Origin of the sequence: Marilutibacter maris, from assembly GCF_006546735.2 — a bacterium.
GTDB lineage: Bacteria > Pseudomonadota > Gammaproteobacteria > Xanthomonadales > Xanthomonadaceae > Marilutibacter > Marilutibacter maris.
The window spans coordinates 1-1,176 of the sequence record NZ_VICD02000248.1 but is presented as its reverse complement, the minus strand read 5'-3'; the positions used below and the strand labels follow the sequence as shown (position 1 = coordinate 1,176).

The 1,176-nt window shown below is 65.8% G+C and carries 1 protein-coding gene; it reads left to right on the top strand.

Going from position 1 to position 1,176, the window contains the following annotated elements:
* The coding region (gene tuf, locus FKV24_RS14490; RefSeq protein WP_141482892.1) for an elongation factor Tu at positions 1 to 1,176 on the top strand (1,176 nt) is incomplete at its 5' end.

Here is a 1,176-nt window from a genome sequence, read left to right as displayed (position 1 = left end):
TTCGAGCGCACCAAGCCGCACGTGAACGTCGGCACGATCGGCCACGTTGACCACGGCAAGACCACGCTGACGGCAGCGCTGACGAAGGTGGGCGCCGAGCGTTTCGGTGGCGAGTTCAAGGCGTACGATTCGATCGACGCGGCGCCGGAAGAGAAGGCGCGCGGCATCACGATCTCGACCGCGCACGTCGAGTACGAAAGCCCGACCCGTCACTACGCCCACGTGGATTGCCCGGGCCACGCCGACTACGTGAAGAACATGATCACGGGTGCGGCGCAGATGGACGGCGCGATCCTGGTGTGCTCGGCTGCTGACGGCCCGATGCCGCAGACCCGCGAGCACATCCTGCTGGCGCGTCAGGTCGGCGTGCCGTACATCGTGGTGTTCCTGAACAAGGCCGACATGGTCGACGACGCCGAGCTGCTCGAGCTGGTCGAGATGGAAGTGCGCGAGCTGCTGAGCAAGTACGACTTCCCGGGCGACGACACCCCGATCATCAAGGGTTCGGCGCTGAAGGCGCTGGAAGGCGACCAGTCGGAGATCGGTGTGCCGGCGATCCTGGCGCTGGTGGACGCGCTGGACAGCTACATTCCGGAGCCGGAGCGCGACGTCGACAAGAGCTTCCTGATGCCGGTCGAGGACGTGTTCTCGATCTCGGGTCGCGGCACCGTGGTGACCGGCCGTATCGAGCGCGGCATCATCAAGGTGGGCGACGAAATCGAGATCGTCGGTATCCGTCCGACCACCAAGACCACGGTCACGGGTGTGGAGATGTTCCGCAAGCTGCTGGACCAGGGTCAGGCGGGCGACAACGCGGGTCTGCTGCTGCGCGGCACCAAGCGTGACGAGGTCGAGCGTGGCCAGGTGCTGGCCAAGCCGGGTTCGATCACCCCGCACACCGACTTCGAGGCCGAGGTGTACGTGCTGTCGAAGGACGAGGGCGGCCGTCACACCCCGTTCTTCAAGGGCTACCGTCCGCAGTTCTACTTCCGCACCACCGACATCACCGGTGCGGTGACGCTGCCGGAAGGCACCGAGATGGTGATGCCGGGCGACAACGTGAAGATGGACGTCCAGCTGATCAACCCGGTCGCGATGGACGAAGGCCTGCGCTTCGCGATCCGCGAAGGCGGCCGCACCGTCGGCGCCGGCGTCGTCGCCAAGATCATCAAGTAA